This is a genomic window from Pseudomonas weihenstephanensis (assembly GCF_016812185.1).
Taxonomy (GTDB): domain Bacteria; phylum Pseudomonadota; class Gammaproteobacteria; order Pseudomonadales; family Pseudomonadaceae; genus Aquipseudomonas; species Aquipseudomonas weihenstephanensis.
This window is the reverse complement of record NZ_JAAEBV010000001.1, coordinates 395,621-411,657: the sequence shown is the minus strand read 5'-3', so window position 1 is coordinate 411,657 and position 16,037 is coordinate 395,621. Positions and strand designations below refer to the sequence as shown.

General features: G+C 58.4%; 16 protein-coding genes and 1 pseudogene. 1 reads left to right on the top strand and 16 read right to left on the bottom strand.

Annotated elements, in window-relative coordinates:
- Positions 1-21: 21 nt before the first annotated feature.
- Positions 22-756, bottom strand: a complete 735-nt coding sequence (gene fnrA / locus GYN01_RS01805) for a Crp/Fnr family transcriptional regulator FnrA (RefSeq protein WP_048365628.1) — start codon at positions 754-756, stop codon at positions 22-24.
- A gap of 150 nt (positions 757-906) precedes the next feature.
- Here fnrA and GYN01_RS01800 point away from each other — a divergent pair, with 150 nt between their 5' ends.
- Positions 907-1,386, top strand: coding sequence for a vacuolar protein sorting family 37 protein (locus GYN01_RS01800; protein WP_238936070.1), 480 nt, complete (start codon positions 907-909; stop codon positions 1,384-1,386).
- 5 nt (positions 1,387-1,391) lie between these two features.
- Here GYN01_RS01800 and hemN read toward each other — a convergent pair whose 3' ends face one another.
- From hemN to ccoN (GYN01_RS01730), 15 genes and pseudogenes are all read right to left on the bottom strand, one after another.
- Positions 1,392-2,774 (bottom strand): oxygen-independent coproporphyrinogen III oxidase, encoded by a 1,383-nt coding sequence (gene hemN, locus GYN01_RS01795; RefSeq protein WP_203306506.1) that lies wholly within the window; start codon positions 2,772-2,774, stop codon positions 1,392-1,394.
- Positions 2,775-2,991: 217 nt separating this feature from the next.
- Positions 2,992-3,675 (bottom strand): sulfite exporter TauE/SafE family protein, encoded by a 684-nt coding sequence (locus tag GYN01_RS01790; protein ID WP_048365630.1) that lies wholly within the window; start codon positions 3,673-3,675, stop codon positions 2,992-2,994.
- Entirely contained in the window at positions 3,668-3,898 is a 231-nt protein-coding gene (gene ccoS, locus GYN01_RS01785; RefSeq protein WP_203306505.1) for a cbb3-type cytochrome oxidase assembly protein CcoS, read from the bottom strand. The genes GYN01_RS01790 and ccoS overlap by 8 nt, the downstream gene beginning before the upstream one ends.
- A gap of 20 nt (positions 3,899-3,918) precedes the next feature.
- The gene (locus tag GYN01_RS01780; protein WP_203306504.1) at positions 3,919-6,369 is read right to left on the bottom strand and encodes a heavy metal translocating P-type ATPase; all 2,451 of its coding nucleotides are present in this window, start codon (positions 6,367-6,369) and stop codon (positions 3,919-3,921) included.
- Positions 6,370-6,474: 105 nt separating this feature from the next.
- Entirely contained in the window at positions 6,475-7,014 is a 540-nt protein-coding gene (locus tag GYN01_RS01775) for a FixH family protein (RefSeq protein ID WP_048365633.1), read from the bottom strand.
- 12 nt (positions 7,015-7,026) lie between these two features.
- The gene (gene ccoG / locus GYN01_RS01770; protein WP_048365634.1) at positions 7,027-8,442 is read right to left on the bottom strand and encodes a cytochrome c oxidase accessory protein CcoG; all 1,416 of its coding nucleotides are present in this window, start codon (positions 8,440-8,442) and stop codon (positions 7,027-7,029) included.
- Between the two features lie 218 nt (positions 8,443-8,660).
- A pseudogene (locus tag GYN01_RS22225) lies at positions 8,661-8,877 on the bottom strand (PIN domain-containing protein); the annotation flags it as partial.
- Positions 8,878-9,100: 223 nt separating this feature from the next.
- On the bottom strand, positions 9,101-10,078 hold the full coding sequence (ccoP, locus tag GYN01_RS01765; RefSeq protein WP_048399151.1) for a cytochrome-c oxidase, cbb3-type subunit III: 978 nt from the start codon (positions 10,076-10,078) through the stop codon (positions 9,101-9,103).
- Entirely contained in the window at positions 10,075-10,266 is a 192-nt protein-coding gene (locus GYN01_RS01760; protein WP_080960189.1) for a cbb3-type cytochrome oxidase subunit 3, read from the bottom strand. The genes ccoP (GYN01_RS01765) and GYN01_RS01760 overlap by 4 nt, the downstream gene beginning before the upstream one ends.
- A gap of 5 nt (positions 10,267-10,271) precedes the next feature.
- Positions 10,272-10,880 (bottom strand): cytochrome-c oxidase, cbb3-type subunit II, encoded by a 609-nt coding sequence (gene ccoO, locus GYN01_RS01755; RefSeq protein ID WP_048365636.1) that lies wholly within the window; start codon positions 10,878-10,880, stop codon positions 10,272-10,274.
- Positions 10,880-12,322: a cytochrome-c oxidase, cbb3-type subunit I gene (gene ccoN, locus GYN01_RS01750; protein WP_048365637.1), complete on the bottom strand. Its 1,443-nt coding sequence runs from the start codon at positions 12,320-12,322 to the stop codon at positions 10,880-10,882. Before ccoN (GYN01_RS01750) ends, ccoO (GYN01_RS01755) begins: the two co-directional genes overlap by 1 nt.
- A 481-nt stretch (positions 12,323-12,803) precedes the next feature.
- Positions 12,804-13,742 carry a cytochrome-c oxidase, cbb3-type subunit III gene (gene ccoP, locus GYN01_RS01745; protein WP_048365638.1) on the bottom strand — a complete coding sequence of 313 codons (939 nt, stop codon included), beginning with the start codon at positions 13,740-13,742 and terminating at the stop codon, positions 12,804-12,806.
- On the bottom strand, positions 13,739-13,930 hold the full coding sequence (locus GYN01_RS01740; RefSeq protein ID WP_082149327.1) for a cbb3-type cytochrome oxidase subunit 3: 192 nt from the start codon (positions 13,928-13,930) through the stop codon (positions 13,739-13,741). The genes ccoP (GYN01_RS01745) and GYN01_RS01740 overlap by 4 nt, the downstream gene beginning before the upstream one ends.
- A gap of 15 nt (positions 13,931-13,945) precedes the next feature.
- Positions 13,946-14,554: a cytochrome-c oxidase, cbb3-type subunit II gene (gene ccoO, locus GYN01_RS01735; protein WP_048365640.1), complete on the bottom strand. Its 609-nt coding sequence runs from the start codon at positions 14,552-14,554 to the stop codon at positions 13,946-13,948.
- A gap of 10 nt (positions 14,555-14,564) precedes the next feature.
- Complete coding sequence (ccoN, locus tag GYN01_RS01730) at positions 14,565-15,989, bottom strand: cytochrome-c oxidase, cbb3-type subunit I (protein WP_048399153.1); 1,425 nt, start codon at positions 15,987-15,989, stop codon at positions 14,565-14,567.
- Positions 15,990-16,037 lie beyond the last annotated feature (48 nt).

Below are 16,037 nucleotides of genomic sequence, written 5' to 3'. Positions count from 1 at the left end.
TATAGTCGCTATTGGCCTGTTTTAGACTTCCATGGCGCCGCCAGCGAGGGCGCACAGTTGAATCGGATCAAGGATGTGGATTTCTTTGCCTTCGGCGGCCAGCAGTTCATTTTGCTGGAAGCGGGTAAAGACGCGCGAGACGGTTTCTACCGCCAAGCCCAGGTAATTGCCGATTTCGTTACGTGACATGCTCAAGCGGAACTGATTGGCTGAGAAGCCGCGTGCACGGAAGCGCGCCGACAAATTCACCAAAAAGGTGGCAATGCGCTCATCAGCGGTTTTTTTCGACAGCAACAGCATCATTTGCTGATCGTCACGGATTTCACGGCTCATCACACGCATCAATTGGCGGCGTAGCTGAGGCAGTTGCAGCGCCAGTTCGTCCAGGCGCTCGAAAGGGATCTCGCACACCGAGGTGGTTTCCAGTGCCTGCGCCGACACCGGATACGTTTCAGTGTCCATGCCCGACAAGCCGACCAGCTCACTCGGCAAATGGAAACCGGTGATCTGCTCTTCGCCACTGTCGCTCAAGCTGAAGGTTTTAAGTGCGCCCGAACGTACTGCGTATACCGAGCCAAACGTGTCGCCCTGGCGAAACAGGAACTCGCCTTTTTTCAGCGGGCGGCCTCGTTTAACGATCTCATCCAACGCATCCATGTCTTCCAGATTCAACGAAAGTGGCAAACAAAGAGGGGCTAGGCTGCAATCCTTGCAGTGAGCCTGGGTATGAGCGCGCAGTTTTACTGGCTCGGACATTTCTTAAATCCTTGTGGGAAAACACACATAAGATGCAAGGGTACCCCAGCTAAGGAGTCGAGGCCAGCGCGCCATTTCAGAGCGCTGGCCTCAAGATATGCAGGATTTGGCCGACACAATTGTTATCACTTAACCACGGGAGCAGGGAAGATGTCGTCGATGGGTGGAATTACCGTTAGCCAGAGTGGCATGTTGCCAGTCTACGAGCGGACCAAGATTAGCGAAGTGGCGCCTGCTGCTGACAAAGCGCCCAAGCTGGATGCGGACACCGGTGCGCCTGTTGAAGGGGTCAAAGTGACGATCTCGGGGGCCGCCATGAAGACCGCGAGCGCTCAGAAAAGCCAGGACAATGACATTGCAGAGAGTGGCTTGTCTGATCAGGTGCAGAAAATTCTGAAGATGATTCGCGAGATCAAAAAGCAGATCGCCGAAAAACAGGCACAACTGCAACAGCTGATGGCGAACAAAAGCCTGAGCCCGGAGCTGGCCACCATTCAGGCGGCAGCGTTGCAATCGGCTATCTCGGCGTTGAATACCTCGCTGATGGCTGCCATCTCCGGTTTGAACGAAGCCATGAAAGGCTCAAGCAGTGAAGATGCAGCCATAGCCTCTGCATTGGTGGCTAAGTAAGCGCCTCAGATCACCCGCGAATAACGTTGGCGGTTCTGTTGGTCAAGGTAGGCATCAAACACCATGCACACCGAGCGCACCAACAACCGCCCAGCGGGCAGTACCGTCAATTGGTCACTGTCCAGGGCAATCAGGCCGTCGGCTGCCATTTTCTCCAAGGCCGGCCACTGGGCCGCAAAATACCCTCTGAAGTCGATATTGAATACCTGCTCAATGCGCGCAAACGGCAAGTGCAGGTTGCAAATGATTTGCTGAATGACTTCGCGTCGGAGTCGGTCATCCTGGTTACAGATCAAGCCACGACTGGTGGCGAGCTGAGCGCTGGCCAAACTGTTTTGATAGTGCGTGATGTCGCTGTTGTTCTGGCAGTACAGGTCGCCGATCTGGCTGATGGCCGAGACGCCCAGCCCAACCAGATCGCAATGCCCGTGGGTGGTGTAGCCCTGGAAGTTGCGCTGCAAGGTGGCTTCTTCCTGAGCGATGGCCAGTTCGTCATCGGGCAGGGCAAAGTGATCCATGCCGATGTAGCGATAACCCGCTTTGAGCAATTGCCCAATGGTGTTTTCCAGCATCTGCAACTTGGCAGCGGGAGTGGGCAGGTCGCTGACATCGATCCGCCGTTGGGGCATGAAACGCTCGGGTAAGTGCGCGTAGTTGAACACCGACAAACGGTCTGGTTGCAGGGTGATGACTTCATCCACGGTGCGGGCAAAGGCTTCAGGTGTTTGCTTGGGCAGGCCGTAGATCAGGTCGATATTGATCGAGCGAAACTGCAGCGTGCGCGCGGCATCAATCACGGCGCGGGTTTCTTCCAGGCTTTGTAAGCGGTTAACGGCCCGTTGTACCTGCGGGTCGAGGTCTTGCAGGCCGATGCTCACGCGGTTGAAGCCCAGCTCACGCAACAGGCCCATGGTCGACCAGTCGGCTTCGCGCGGGTCAATTTCGATGCCGTAATCACCCGAATCATCGTCGTGCAAATTGAAATGCTGACGTAGCTTGGCCATCAATTGGCGCAGTTCGTCATGGCTGAGAAACGTCGGTGTGCCGCCGCCAAAGTGCAACTGTTCGACCTTTTGCTTGGGGTCGAGGTGGCAGGCAATGAGTTGTATTTCTTGCTCCAGACGTTGCAAATAAGGTTGTGCGCGGCCTCTGTCCTTGGTAACGACTTTGTTGCAGGCGCAGTAATAGCAAATGTTCGCGCAGAACGGCACGTGGACGTACAAAGACACAGGGCGCAACGCTTTGCGGCTTTCGCGCAACGCGTGCAGCAGATCAAACGGGCTGACCTGGCTGTTGAACTGCATCGCTGTGGGGTACGAGGTATAGCGCGGTCCGGCCATGTCGTAACGGCGAATTAAATCTGAGTCCCAACGAATGGCGTCGAGCATGCGGGTATTCCCCCGGGATGGCTGGCAATGAACGCGAGTCTAGGGGGTGGGTCACTGTTGCATCTTGATTTGCATCAAGAGCTGTGCTTGGCGGGCAGGTTCTCGCGGGTGCCTAAACCCTGTAGCCGCTGACGAGCAACGCGAGGCTGCGTCCGGCTGCGCAGCCGTCGTAAAACCATTTGTCGAGGTGAACCAGGCCTGCGTCACGCGCGCAGGTTTAATGGCCCATCAGCCAATGCTGGTGCGGGCCGGGCAGGGTCCAAATACCAAACAGGATCACCAGCAACCCGCCAGCCATGCGCACGCTGCGCTTGCGCAGCAGCGCCGTGACACGTTCAGCCGCCAGCCCGGTGGCAAGCAACACCGGCCAGGTGCCCAGGCCAAACGCAAGCATCAGCAGCGCACTGTCGGTCGCACTGCCCTGGCTGGCCGACCAGATCAGGGTGCTATAAACCAGGCCGCACGGTAGCCAGCCCCACAGCGCGCCCAGCAATAAGGCGCGCGGCACACTCGACACCGGCAGCAGGCGTGTCGCGAGTGGCTGGATATGTCGCCACAGCCCGCGCCCCAGGCTTTCGATGCGCGTCAGGCCGCTCCACCAGCCTGCCAGGTACAAGCCCATGCAAATCAGCAATGCCCCGGCAAGGATGCGCATAAACAGCGCTGCCGGGCTGTTGGCAACGGCCCATCCCGCTAAACCGAGCAGTAAACCTGCCGCGGCATAGCTGAGGATTCGGCCCACGTTGTAGGCCAATAGCAGCCTGAAGCGTCGGCTGCGTTGCTCTTTAGGGATGGCCAGCGTCAGTGCGCCCATCAGTCCGCCGCACATGCCCAGGCAATGGCCGCCACCGAGCAGGCCCAAAATGAGCGCAGAAGCCAGAAGCGGTGCCAGCTCAAGCATGGGGAGGGGTCTTGTGGTCGGCTTCTTTGAGTGAAGCGGTGGTCTGACCTTTGGCTTCTTCCACGGCGGCAGTGTGTTGTGGGTCCTGGTCATCAAACAGGATGCTGTGCGCCGGGCTGTCGAGGTCATCGTACTGGCCGCTGTCCACGGCCCAGAAGAAGATGTAGATGGCAATCGCGACAATCAGCAAGGCCGCAGGAATCATGACGTAAAGCGCTGGCATATGAGCTCCAGACGACCGGTTCAGGCCGGCAGCGGATGAGTGTCGAGGGTGGTCTGGGGGCTGACCGGCTTCGGCATGCGGGTCAGGCGCAAGGCATTGAGCACCACGGTCAGTGAGCTGATGGACATGCCGACGGCCGCCCATACCGGTGTGATCCAGCCCAGTGCCGCAAACGGCAGCATAAGCCCGTTATACAGGCCCGCCCACAACAGGTTTTCGATAATAACCCGACGTGTGCGCCGCGCGAGGGTGAATGCTTGCACCAATGCCTCCAGGCGGTTTGACAGCAACACCGCGTCCGCGCTGGTTTTGGCCAGGTCGGTGGCGGACCCCATCGCCACGCTGATGTCTGCGGCCGCCAGTACGGGGACGTCGTTCACCCCGTCGCCGAGCATCAATACTTTACGGCCCTGAGCATGCAGCTGTTGCAGCACGTGCAATTTGTCATCCGGGCGCAAGCCGCCCCTGGCTTCATCGATGCCCAGTTCAGCGGCCACGCTGGCGACCATGGGCGAGGTGTCGCCCGACAGCAGCAGCGTGCGCCAACCGCGTGCCTTGCAGGCCGCCAACAAGGCCGGTGCATCGGCGCGCAAGCGGTCATCCAGCACGAACCAGGCCAGCGGGCCGTGCGCATCGCCCAGCAGCAGCCATTGGCCGGGTTCTTGCGGCATATCAGGCACTGGGCTTTGGCTGATCTCGCACACGAAGCCCGCTTGTCCGATGCGCAAGCGCTGCTCGCCCACCCGCCCCTCAAGGCCAAGGCCGGCGGTACTGAGCACCTCTGAGGCGGCCAACGGTGCCCGGCCAAACGCACGAGCAATCGGGTGCTCGGAGCGGTTCTCCAGTGCGGCGGCCAGGCTCAGGCAGTGATCGCTGTCCAGGTCGCGCAAGGGGCGAATGGCGCGCAAGGCCAGACGGCCTTCGGTCAAGGTACCGGTTTTGTCGAAAATCACCGTATCGATTTGATTCAGCCCTTCAATCACATGCCCGCGAGTCAACAGTAAGCCCAGTTTGTGCAGGGTGCCTGTGGCGGCCGTGAGTGCGGTCGGGGTGGCCAGTGACAGTGCGCAGGGGCAGGTTGCCACCAGCATAGCCAGCACGATCCAGAAGGCGCGAGACGGGTCCAACTGCCACCACAGCAGACCAATCGCCGCCGCAGCGATCAGCGAAAACAGCAGGAACCATTGCGCGGCCTTGTCGGCGACTTCTGCCAGGCGCGGCTTTTCGCTTTGCGCGCGGTCCAGCAGGCGCACGATGGCTGACAGGCGTGTGTCTTGGCCCAAGGCCAGTACTTCAATCGTCAGAGCACCGTCGACATTCAGCGTGCCCGCCGTCACGGCATCGCCGACGCTACGCGGCTGTGGCAAGTATTCGCCAGTCAGCAGCGACTCGTCGATGCTTGACTGGCCGTCCAGAATCTTGCCATCGGCTGGCAGAATGGCGCCGGGGTGAGCCAGTACATGATCGCCGACCTTGAGTTCGGTCAGCAGGATGCGTTCGCTTTGGCCGTCGTCGCTTAAACGCAGGCAAGAGGCGGGCAGCAGATTGACCAATTGCGCGGTGGCGGCGGCAGTGCGCTCGCGGGCGCGGCGTTCCAGGTAGCGACCGGCCAGCAGGAACAGGGCAAACATGCCCACGGCATCGAAATACAGTTCGCCCATGCCGGTAATCGCGGTCCAGATGCCAGCGATGTAAGCGCCGCCGATGGCCAGCGACACCGACACATCCATGGTCAGATGCCGGGTGCGCAGGTCGCGCATGGCGCCTTTGAAGAACGGCGCGCAACTGTAAAACACAATCGGCGTGGTCAGAAACAGGGCGACCCAGCGCAAGATGGTGTGCATCTCGGGGCTGAGGTCGATATTGAATTCGGGCCAAGTGGCCATCGTTGCCATCATGGCTTGAAACCACAACAGCCCGGCGACACCCAGTTGGCGCAAGGCCAGGCGATTTTCACTGGCCAGTTGCTCGGTAGCACGGTCGGCTTGATACGGGTGCGCGGCGTAACCGATGTGCCGCAGTTCGCTGAGCAGCTCACTGAGGGGCAATTGGCTGTCTGCCCAGCGCACATGCAGGCGGTGATTGGACAGATTGAGCCGCGCCTCGCTGACGGCAGGCAAAAGACGCAGGTGTTTTTCGATCAGCCAGCCACACGCCGCGCAGCTGATGCCTTCTATCAACAGTGTGGTTTCGGCCTGCTCGCCGTCGTGCCTTACAAACGGTTTTTGCACGTCGGCGCGGTCGTACAGCGCCAGTTCTTCGAGCAGTTGCACAGGCAGCGCGTCGGGGTTGGCTGAAGCTTCGCTGCGGTGCTGGTAGTAGCTTTCAAGACCGCCCGCGACGATAGCGTGGGCCACGGCCTGGCAGCCTGGACAACAGAACTCGCGGGTTTCACCGAGCACAATTGCAGTGAATCGACTGCCGGACGGGACGGGCAGGGCGCAGTGATAGCAGGGAACAGGAGTGGTCATGGCGGTCTGTCGCGAGGTTGTGCGCTTGAAAGTACGTCATTGCGGGCACGCTCGCCCTCGCAGGGTTCGCGTATCCCTGCAAGGGCGAGCGTGGCCGCAACGGGTTTACTTCTTGTGGTCTTCAGCGCCTTGAAGCGGCTCGTCACCCAATAGCAGGTCTTTGTCGTGGCCGACTTCTTCCTCTTCAAACAGACGCCAGGTCTTGCCGTCTTCAACGCCCAGCAATTCAACGAAGCGACGTCCTTCAACCTTGTCATCCAGTTGGCCGATGTAGCGGCCCGGTTCCGACTCGCTTTGGGTCATTGCAATCTTGCGGTCTTTTTCTGGCTGAGTAGGTGAGATCAGGCTCAAATCAAGGGTTTTGGGCTGGCTGTTGCCTTCAAGCACGAGCACCACTTCGCCAGTCATGCCGTCCAGGTGCAGCTTGGCTTTGAGGTTCAGGTTCTGGCCCAGCAGCTCGCGGTCCAATGAGCGATTGATGCCTTTGCCCGCTTCGTAATAGTTGTCGTTGACCAGGTGGTCGGGGTTGTTCACCGCAATGGTCACCATCGACAGGGTCAGCGTTACCGAGCACGCCAGAATGGCAATGATGATCCACGGCCACAGGTGTTTGTACCAAGGGCTGTAGGGTTTTGGTGCTGGCATGGCAAGGCTCTCTTATCTGATTTGTGGGCCGATGAAGCGGCTCTTGGCTTTAACGTTAATGTCGCTGTTGTCTGCATCTTTGAGGATGAAGAACACTTCGTTGGTGCTGGACGGTAGCGCTTCGGGTGCAATCGACAGTTCAACCGGCAAGCTGACGATATCGCCCGCGGCGACCTTGATCTCGCGTTTGCCTTGCAGCTTGAGGTCAGGCAGACCGGCGGCCTCCAGCACATACGTGTGGTCGTGTTGGTCCTTGTTCATGATTTTCAGGCTGTAAACGTTTTCGATCCGTCCTTCAGCGTTCTCGCGGTACAGCACGCGGTCTTTGCTGACATCGAAGCCCACCAGGCTGCGAGTGAAGAACGCGGCTGCCAACAGGCCCATCATGGTCAGCAGCACCAGTGCATAGCCAATCAGTCGTGGCCGCAATTTATGGGTCTTCTGGCCGGAGAGGTTGTGCTCGGTGGTGTAGCTGATGAGGCCACGCGGGTAGTTCATCTTGTCCATGATGCTGTCGCAGGCATCGATACAGGCGGCGCAGCCGATGCATTCGATCTGCAAGCCGTCACGGATGTCGATACCGGTCGGGCAGACCTGCACGCACATGGTGCAATCGATGCAGTCGCCCAGCCCCATGGCTTTATAGTCCGCATCCTTTTTGCGCGGGCCACGCACTTCGCCGCGACGCGGGTCGTATGAAACGATAAGCGTGTCTTTGTCGAACATCACGCTCTGGAAGCGCGCATACGGGCACATGTAAATACACACTTGCTCGCGCAGCCAACCCGCGTTGCCGTAGGTGGCGAGGGTGAAAAAGCCGACCCAGAAATAGGCCCAGCCATCGGCCTGGCCAGTGAAGAAGTCGATCACCAGTTCGCGGATGGGTGAGAAGTAGCCGACAAAGGTCATGCCGGTCACAAAACCGATGAGCAACCACAGGCTGTGCTTGCTGAATTTACGCAAAAATTTGTTGGCGCTCATCGGCGCCTTGTCGAGCTTGATGCGCTGGTTGCGGTCGCCCTCGGTGACTTTTTCGCACCACATGTACACCCAGGTCCAGACGCTTTGCGGGCAGGTGTAGCCGCACCACACGCGTCCTGCGTACACGGTAATGAAGAACAGGCCAAAGGCGGCGACGATCAGCAAGCCCGACAGCAGGATGAAATCCTGTGGCCAGAAGGTCGCGCCAAAAATAAAGAATTTACGCTCTGGCAGGTTCCACCAGACGGCCTGATGGCCGCCCCAGTTGAGCCAGACGGTGCCGAAATACAACAGAAAAAGCCCGGCGCCGCCCACCATTCGCAGGTTGCGAAACAGACCGGTGAATGCGCGGGTGTAGATTTTTTCCCGTGCTGCGTAGAGGTTGACGCTTTCAGGTGCCTTCTTGGCAGGTGGCGTAACGTCGTGTACAGGAATCTGATTGCTCATTAGTGCGTCCCACGGCAGTGGAAAAATGCCACGACCAGTACGTGCCGGCCGCAGTCAGAAGGTGTTGCAGTGGCGTAATGATACGCCTGTGACTCTAGCTCAAGGGTGCGACCTTTGGTCGCGTTCCGAAAAACAGCAAGTTGGTATAGCAGTTGTAACAAGTCGTGACACAGATCAATTGACTTCAGTGCTGGGCTGGGATGCGCCAGTGCTCTGAATCAAGCTTCCCAAGGGTTCAAAACCGGGGCACCACTGAAGGTATAGTCTTTGGCGTTGCGGGTTACGACGGTCATGCCGTGTACCCGTGCAGTGGTCGGGCCCATGCAAGCGGGCGCAGCGCTTGGCAACACTGGCGTCAATGGACAGCACGTGGCCGGCGAAGGCTGGGACTACATGGGTGTCAAATAGAAACATTAAAGGTCCACAGGGCGCGGGGTGATGGCTGCGCGTTCAGGTTCACATTCAACCGCTGTTGCATCAGGCATTACAAGCAGATCGACAGTGCGGGTGATAGTCATGGGGCAAACTGGCAACAAACGAATGCAGAAACGTTGCTACAGCGATTTGTGCCCGGCAATCTTAAACACGCAATTGAAACAAAACAGCCCCGCCAACTATCGCTGGCGGGGCTGTTTTTTTCAGGCTTTAAACGGCTGCGTTATTCAGCTGCCTTGGCGTCTTCACCGTGGGACAAGCTGTAAACGTAAGCGGCCAGCAGGTGAACCTTATCGTTCCCTTGCAGGTCGGCTTGAGCAGGCATCTGGCCCTGACGGCCGTAACGGATGGTCTGCTGCAATTGCGCAAAGCTGGAACCATAAATGAACGCGCCCGGATGAGTCAGGTTGGGTGCACCCATCAGTGGATTGCCCTTGCCATCCGGGCCGTGACACACGGCGCAGTTGGTGGCAAACAGTTCCTTGCCTTTGGCCGGGTCGGCTTTGGCGCTTTCTGGCAGTTTACGGCCATCCAGTTGGGTCAGTACGTAAGCGGCTACGTCGCTGACACCTTGTTCACCAATGACTTCAGACCAGCCTGGCATGACCGCATGACGGCCGCCCATGATCGTAGTCTTGATTTCTTCCGGACTACCGCCCCAGCGCCAGTCGGCGTCGGTCAGGTTGGGGAAGCCATAAGCGCCTTTAGCGTCAGAACCGTGGCACACCGAGCAGTTGGAGGCGAACAGGCGGCCACCCATCTTCAGCGCTTGCGGATCTTTAGCAACTTCTTCAATGGGCATGGCAGCGAATTTGGCGAAGATCGGACCAAACTTGGCGTCCGCCTTGGCCATTTCCTTTTCCCACTCGTGAACACCGGTCCAGCCCGTCTGGCCATTGGCAAACGGTGTTTCCTTTTGCGTGTCCAAGTGCTGGTAGCCCGGCAGCAGGCCTTTCCAGTTACCCAGCCCCGGGTAAAGTACCAGGTAGCCCAAGGCAAAAATCACGGTGCCCACAAACAACATGAACCACCATTTCGGCATCGGGTTGTCGTACTCCTCAATCCCGTCGTAAGAGTGCCCAACTGTCTCGTCAGTCTGCTCGCTGCGTTGGCCCTTTCGGGTGGCCAGCAACAACCAGGTCAAGGCGAAGATGGTACCCAGAGTGAGGACTGTGACGTACAGACTCCAGAACGTAGTCATTCTTTGTTACTCCTAGAAGCTTGCTCTTGCTCGACGTGCTTGATGGCTTCGGGATCATCCTTGAACGGCAATAAGGTTGCGTCTTCAAATTCTGACTTGCGTCGCGGGCTGAACACCCACAGCGCCAAACCGATAAAAGCCACCATCACGACGACAGTGCCCAGGCCACGAATCATCCCGATATCCATCTAGATCACCGTTTGCTTTTGATGATGGTGCCCAAGCCCTGGAGGTAAGCCACCAGTGCGTCCATTTCGGTTTTGCCCTTCACTGCATCCTTGGCGCCGGCGATGTCTTCGTCGGTGTAAGGGACGCCGAGCGTGCGCAAGACTTCCATTTTTTTCGCGGTGTCCTTGCCGTCCAGCTTGCGTTCAACGAGGAACGGGTAGGCTGGCATGACTGACTCGGGCACCACGTTGCGCGGGTTGTACAGGTGAGCACGCTGCCAGTCATCCGAGTAACGACCGCCGACACGGGCCAAGTCCGGGCCGGTACGTTTGGAACCCCACAGGAACGGGTGGTCCCACACGCTTTCACCGGCTACCGAGTAGTGGCCATAGCGTTCGGTTTCGGCACGGAACGGGCGAATCATCTGCGAGTGGCACTGAACGCAGCCGTTGGCGATGTAGATGTCACGGCCTTCAAGCTCGAGGGCAGGGCGCGGCTTCATGCCTTCGACGGGCGTGTTGGTCACGTCCTGGAAGAACAGCGGAACGATTTGGGTCAGGCCGCCAATACTGACGGCGATGACCATGAAGAAGGCCATCAGGCCAATATTCTTCTCGACTGTTTCGTGCTTCATCAGTGGGCTCCAACTACAGCGATCTTGGTCGCTGCTTCAGCTTCTACCGGGTTCGAGGCGCGTACGGTGCGGAACACGTTATAGGCCATGAACAGCATGCCGCTGGCGAAGAAAGCCCCGCCGATGGCGCGAACGATAAAGCCAGGGTGGCTGGCTTGCAGCGCTTCGACGAACGAGTAGGTCAGCGTGCCGTCGTCGTTGATGGCGCGCCACATCAGGCCCTGGGTGATGCCGTTGACCCACATCGAGGCGATGTACAGCACGGTGCCGATGGTCGCGAGCCAGAAGTGCGTGTTGATCAGGCTGGTGCTGAACATCGCTTTCTGCCCGTAGAGGCGAGGAATCATGTGGTACAGGGCGCCAATCGAAATCATCGCTACCCAGCCCAGCGCGCCAGCGTGAACGTGGCCGATGGTCCAGTCGGTGTAGTGCGACAGCGAGTTGACGGTCTTGATGGCCATCATCGGACCTTCGAAGGTCGACATGCCGTAGAACGCCAGTGATACCACGAGGAAGCGCAGGATCGGGTCGGTGCGCAGCTTATGCCAGGCGCCCGATAGGGTCATCATGCCGTTGATCATGCCGCCCCAGCTGGGTGCCAGCAGGATGATCGACATCGCCATGCCCAGCGACTGTGCCCAGTCTGGCAGTGCGGTGTAGTGCAAGTGGTGAGGACCGGCCCAGATGTACAGGGTAATCAGCGCCCAGAAGTGCACGATCGACAAACGATACGAGTAGATCGGACGTTCAGCTTGCTTGGGTACGAAGTAGTACATCATCCCCAGGAAGCCGGTGGTCAGGAAGAAACCTACGGCGTTGTGGCCATACCACCACTGAATCATGGCGTCAGTCGCACCGGCGTACGCCGAGTAGGACTTGAAAAGACTCACAGGCAAGGAAGCGTGGTTAACGATATGCAGCATGGCCGTGACGACAATGAATGCACCGTAAAACCAGTTGCCCACATAAATGTGCTTGGTTTTGCGCTTGGTAATCGTGCCGAAGAACACAATGCCGTAGACCACCCAGACGATGGCCAGCAGGATAGCCAAAGGCCATTCCAGCTCTGCGTATTCTTTGGTCGTGGTGTAGCCCAGCGGCAGCGTGATCAAGGCACCGACAATCACCGCTTGCCAGCCCCAGAAGGTGAAGGCCGCGAGGGTGTCGGAGATCAGGCGCGTTTGGCAGGTGCGCTGCACGACGTAATAAGAGGTGGCGAACAATGCACAACCGCCGAAGGCGAAAATCACCAGGTTGGTGTGCAAAGGACGTAGACGGCCGAAGGTCGTCCACTCAAGGCCAAGGTTTAATTCAGGCCACACAAGTTGTGAAGCGATGAAAACCCCGAGCCCCATGCCAAGGATCCCCCAGACCACCGTCATGATGGCGAACTGGCGGACTACCTTATAGTTATAAGCAGTCGGACTGATTGCTGTGCTCATTCTAAGGTTCCACGGTTTAGGTGTTTTATTAGGAGTAAAAATCGGGCGCAAGTATGTATAAAGCGTAGGGTTATTGCAACGCAGCATGACCTCGGTCAATGCTTTCCAACGCTGATTCTGCGCCCTTTCCACACGTATCGTAGGGTCAAATTCGACCGCGAAAATTTAGTGTGTGGCGCACGCAGGCGAAGGGGAAGGTGGCGGTTAAAACCGGGTGGGGATAAGGCACGGCGACATCATGGCGAAGACCGCAATCGATGACAGCCGGTATAAACCCACCAGTGTGGCCCGTATCACTGCCCTTCAACTGACCGATTTTTTTCACTTGACCTGAATACGGCGTAGGCCGAATCCCAGAACTAAGAGCTTAGTCCCGAATGGCGAGAGAGCAATGAGGGAGGGGGGGAGGGGTGCGACACTTGGTCGCGCTTTGGGGCGGGAACTGCCGCACCAAAATGATGCGGCAGGAAATGTCCGGAAATTATTCCGCTGATTTCTCCTCTTGCTTACCGTGCGACAAGCTGAACACGTATGCCGCCAGCAGTTGCACTTTGTCATTGCCCAACAATTCGTTTTGCGCAGGCATGTGGCCCTGACGACCGTGACGAATGGTTTGCTGCAATTGCGCCAGGCTGGTGCCATAGATGAACGCGGCCGGTTGCGTCAGGTCAGGTGCACCCATGATCGGTGTGCCTTTGCCCGTTGCGCCGTGGCACGCCACGCAAGTGGTGTCGAACGCTTGCTTGCCTGCGGCCAGATCGACCGCAGTACCTTGCGGCAGTGGCAGGCCAGCCAGGTCGTGACGTACATAAGCCGCTACGTTCTTGACCCCGTCTTCACCCAGCACTTCACCCCACGCAGGCATGGCTGCCATGCGTCCGCCCATGATCGTGGCCTTGATGGTGTCGGCATCGCCGCCCCAGCGCCATGAGTTATCAGCGAGGTTGGGGAAGCCGAAGGCACCCTTGGCATCCGAGCCGTGGCACACCGAGCAGTTTGAGGCAAACAGGCGTCCGCCCATTTTCAGCGCTTTAGGGTCCTGAGCCACTTGCTCTACAGGCATGGCGGCGTACTTGGCGAAAATAGGCCCGAACTTGGCGTCTGCCTTGTCCATCTCTTTTTGCCATTCGTTGACCCCGGTCCAGCCATCCTCATAACCCGGCAGCAGGCCCTTCCAGTTGCCCAGACCGGGGTAGAGGATCAGATAACCCACGCCAAACACCAGGGTGGCGACGAACAACATGAACCACCACTGCGGCAGCGGGTTGTCGTATTCCTCGATGCCATCAAAGGCGTGCCCCATGGTCTCGACGGTTTCGCTCTTGGTTTCACCCTTGCGCGTACCAACCAGCAGCCAAGTCAGGCCGATCAGCGTGCCGATGGTCAGCACGCAGATATAGATACTCCAGAAGGTGGTCATGCGTTGTTACTCCTAGACGCTTGTTCTTGCTCGACGTGTTTGATGGCTTCTGGATCGTCCTTGAATGGCAGTAAGGTCGCGTCTTCGAATTCGGACTTGCGCCGCGGGCTGAACACCCACAACGCCAGGCCGATAAACGCCACGGCCACGACGACAGTGCCCAGGCCGCGAATCATTCCACTACTCATCTCCAAAACCATGGCTCACCTCTTGCTCTTGATGGCAGTGCCCAGGCCCTGCAAGTAAGCCACCAACGCGTCCATTTCGGTCTTGCCCTTGACTGAGTCCTTGGCTGCGGCGATGTCTTCGTCGGTGTACGGCACGCCCATCATGCGCATGACTTCAAGCTTCTTGCGGGTGTGGCTGTCGTCTACCGGCGTGGCCACCAACCAAGGGTAGGCGGGCATTTTCGACTCAGGCACTACGTTGCGCGGGTTGTACAAGTGCGCGCGGTGCCAGTCATCCGAGTAACGACCGCCAACGCGGGCAAGGTCGGGGCCTGTACGCTTGGAACCCCACAGGAACGGGTGATCCCAGACACTTTCACCGGCAACCGAGTAGTGACCATAACGCTCGGTTTCGGCACGGAATGGACGAATCATCTGCGAGTGACACTGCACGCAGCCTTCGCGGATATAGATGTCACGCCCTTCCAGTTGCAGTGCGGTGTAAGGCTTCATGCCCTCCACTGGGGTGTTGGTCACGTCTTCAAAGAACAGCGGCACGATCTGCGTCAGACCGCCCACACTCACACACAGAATCATCAGCAACAGCATCAGGCCGATGTTCTTCTCTACGACTTCATGTTTCATGGCGAACTCCTCAGGCCATCTGCGCGGCGGCTACGACTTCAGCGGGCTCGGCGTTACGCACGGTGCGCCAAGTGTTGTAAGCCATCAGCAACATGCCGCTGAGGAAAATTGCCCCACCGATCAGTCGCACCACAAAGCCAGGGTGGCTGGCCACCAGGGTTTCGACGAAGGAGTAAGTCAGCGTGCCGTCTTCGTTGACTGCGCGCCACATCAGGCCTTGAGCGATGCCGTTGACCCACATCGAGGCGATGTACAGCACGGTGCCGATGGTTGCCAGCCAGAAGTGCGCGTTGATCAAGCCCAGGCTGTACATCTGCGGGCGGCCGAAAATTTTCGGGATCATGTGGTACAGGGCGCCAATCGAAATCATCGCTACCCAGCCCAGCGCACCGGCGTGTACGTGACCAATGGTCCAGTCGGTGTAGTGGGAGAGGGCGTTGACGGTCTTGATTGCCATCATCGGGCCTTCGAAGGTCGACATGCCGTAGAACGCCAGTGACACCACCAAAAAGCGCAGGATCGGGTCGCTGCGTAACTTATGCCAGGCGCCCGACAGGGTCATCATGCCGTTGATCATGCCGCCCCAGCTCGGTGCCAGCAGAATCAGTGACATCACCATCCCCAGCGACTGTGCCCAGTCCGGCAGTGCGGTGTAGTGCAAGTGGTGCGGACCGGCCCAGATATAGAGAGTGATCAGCGCCCAGAAGTGCACGATAGACAGGCGATAGGAGTAGATCGGACGTTCGGCCTGTTTCGGCACGAAGTAGTACATCATCCCCAGGAAGCCAGCAGTCAGGAAAAAGCCTACGGCGTTGTGGCCGTACCACCACTGCACCATGGCGTCAGTGGCGCCACCGTAAAGTGAGTAGGACTTGGTGAAGCTGACCGGGATTTCCAGGTTGTTAACGATGTGCAAAATCGCCACGGTCACGATAAACGCGCCGAAGAACCAGTTGCCCACGTAGATGTGCTTGGTCTTGCGCTTCATGATCGTGCCGAAGAACACGATGGCATAGGCGACCCAGACGATGGTGATCAGAATGTCGATCGGCCATTCCAGCTCGGCGTATTCCTTGGAACTGGTGTAACCGAGCGGCAGGCTGATCGCGGCCAGCAAAATCACCAACTGCCAACCCCAAAAGGTGAACGCGGCGATTTTAGGTGCGAACAGGGTCGCCTGGCAGGTGCGTTGCACCGAGTAGAACGACGATGCGAACAGTGCGCAGCCGCCGAAAGCGAAGATCACGGCGTTGGTGTGCAGAGGGCGCAGGCGCCCGAAACTTGTCCAAGGCAGATTGAAGTTAAGTTCTGGCCAGACCAACTGCGCGGCGAGAAAAACGCCGAGCCCCATACCGACGATGCCCCAAACCACCGTCATAATGGCAAATTGGCGGACCACCTTGTAGTTGTAGGCGGTACTTGTAGAAGTGTTCATGGTTCCCCATCCACGGATCAGGCGCGTACAAACGCGCGCCTGGAGTTA